This window comes from Protofrankia sp. CiP1_Cm_nod2 (assembly GCF_920664355.1).
In the GTDB taxonomy this organism is placed as follows: domain Bacteria; phylum Actinomycetota; class Actinomycetes; order Frankiales; family Frankiaceae; genus Protofrankia.
The window spans coordinates 9,552-12,179 of record NZ_CAKKTL010000169.1 but is presented as its reverse complement, the minus strand read 5'-3'; the positions used below and the strand labels follow the sequence as shown (position 1 = coordinate 12,179).

The 2,628-nt window shown below is 74.5% G+C and carries 1 protein-coding gene; it reads right to left on the bottom strand.

The genetic code is table 11. From position 1 onward, the window contains the following. A partial coding sequence (locus NBW84_RS17365; protein ID WP_445548750.1) for a SpvB/TcaC N-terminal domain-containing protein occupies nucleotides 1-2,628 on the bottom strand: 2,628 nt, incomplete at both ends.

Below are 2,628 nucleotides of genomic sequence, written 5' to 3'. Positions count from 1 at the left end.
CGCCGGGGCTGTCGGGGGCCGGTAACAGGGCGGTGTACCGGTCGACGTCGGCCACCTCCACGTACCCGAAACCGCGGAACTCCCGGTCGGCGACGTCGAAGTACCCGTCCCGGTAACGGTACGAGCGGGTGGTGGCCACCCCGGTCGTGTGCTCGGTGGTCGTGACGGCGGCGACGACGTGGACGGGAAACGGCAGGTGGGTGCGCCACGGCCGGCCGGCGCGGCGGTCGGCGAGCGCGTACCGGGTGGACGTGCTGTACGTGATCTCGGTGGTGAGCCCGCGGTGGTTGTCCACCCCGGTCAGCAGGTACGGCTTGCCATCCGGCATGAGGTCGACGTAGCGCAGCGAGACACCGGCCGCGTCCGGCAGCGACGAGGAGACGACCAGGCAGCGCGTCCCGGCGCCGAACAGGTCGACGAACGCCACCGACGCCACGTGGTCCGCCACCGGCAGCCCGGTGATGGTGAACTCGGCTCCCCACCGGTTACCGGCCAGGTTCGGCCAGTACGACACGCCGCGCCGGCCGACGTAGACCAGGTCCGCCGGGCCGGTGCCGTCGACGTCCACCAGGTGCACACGGGCCGGGTCGAACTCGTCGTACGGGTCGAAGGACGGTGGCCGCGACATCGTCACCATCGGGCCGAACCGGCCGTAGCCGAGGTTCGGCCAGTAGCGGACCGCGCCGTCGCCGACCCGTACCAGGTCCTCGAGGCCGTCACCGGACATGTCCGCGAGGAACACCGCGTGCCGGGCGTCGCGGAGGACGACCGTCGGCGCGCGGCGTTCGTCCGGGCCGAGGGTGACCCGGCGGGCGGTGTCCCAGCCTTCCTGGCCCAGGTAGGGATACCACTCCAGCGTGTCACCGAGTGTGCGCAGCAGGTCGGGCAGCCCGTCCCCGTCCAGGTCGACCTGGCGGAGGTCGGGATCGTCCCAGTCCAGCACCGGATGCCGCGGGAACGTGGCGAACGGCGCCCACCGCTGGCCGTCCGGGTCACGTACCGAATAGCGGGGCGTGCGACCGTCCCGGACCAGGACGGTGAGCCGGTGGTCGCCGAAGAGGTGGCCGAACGACGGCTGGACGTCAGGCGGTGACTGTGGGTGCGCGTGCACCGGCCGGGGCGGGGCGAGCGTGCCCGCACCCAGGTTCGACCGGTACTGCCAGCCACCGCCCGCCTGGACGAGGACCCCGGCCGCGCCGTCGGCGTCGAGATCCACCCACTGGTACGGCGGCATGAGCCCGGCCGGCAGGCCGTCGTAGGAGCTTTTGGGGAGCTCACGGACCCGCGGCGAGGGCGCCCACTGACGATAACGGAACGTGATCGGAGGGAGCCGCTGGCCGGCACCAGCGCCGGCGCCCGCGACCGGACCGCCCGCGCCAGGACCGGCCGCGCCGCCGTCGCCGCCACCGTCGCCGCCACCGTCGCCGCCACCGTCGCCGCCGTCGATCCCGGTGTCACCGCCGTAGCCGACCTGGGTGATCGAACGGAGGGTGGCCACGAGCCCGTCGGAGGCGCCACCGCCGGGGGAGCCCGCCCCGTCCGGGGAGCCCGCTTCCCCGTAGCCCAGCTCCGTCGCGCTGACCAGGCTGGCCGGGACGCCGAGCTCGGCCGGGAACTGGTGGAAGACCAGGATCCGCTCGCATCTGCGCCGCGTGCGGATCTCGAACCCGGAGCGGTAGGACGAGAAGGCGTCGGCCCGCGCCGGCCACGCCCGGGTGGGCAGCGGGCCGGCCGGGCCCCCGTGGTCGTCGCGATCGCCGTGGTCGCCGTAGTCGAAGACGACGAGGAAGCGGAACGCGGCGCGCCAGTGCGGGTCGGCATGGTCGATCAGCGGCGCGGTGAACCGGTCGGCCACCGGCGTGCCGACGGTGTAGGCGATCTCCTTGAGGTACCGCCGGGCCTGCGGACGGCCCGCCCGGTGCGTCTCGTGCGCCGCCGTCGTGTCCACCCCGGCGTCGTCGTCGGCCACATAGCGGTAGTGCACGCGGTTGCCGCGGTCGTCGAAGACGTCCTCGACCAGCCACTCGAACACCCGGCCGGGATCGTCGGGGTCGCTGACCCGGGCCTGCGCGCTCCGGCCGAACACGGTCAGCACGTTCCCCGCGGACAGCACCGACCAGAACGTCTCCCCGCTGCCGGCGACGGCGTGCCGTTCGATCCGGGCGAACGCGCCTTCCGTCCGCGGCCGGAACCGGGCCGGGAACGTCAGCACACCGCTGCCGCCGAACGGGACGGCGGCCGGCGCCGCCGCGGGCACCAGGCCGGCACCGCCGTCCACCGGCACCAGGTCCTCCGCGCCCGCGAGCACGAACCGGTCGTCGTCGAGGTAGCGCGGCAGCCCCTTCTCGGTCCCGCGGGTCACCGACGGCAGGCCGATGTCCCAGCCGAGACCGAACACCGAGTTACCCGCCGCCGACGAGTAGGCCAGCGTGAGCTCGGGACGCAGACCGCCGCGCCCCGGCGGCACCGGCACGGGAACCGAGAATCCCGCCGTGCCGTGCGTCGACACCGGGTTCATCTTCTCGCCCATGGCGCGCAGCGCGCCCCCGCCCCTGGGCAGGGTCAGCTTCAGCGGGTCAACCGGTGGCCCGGGCGGCGCGGCCTGTCGTGACACGGCGGCGGCCGGAC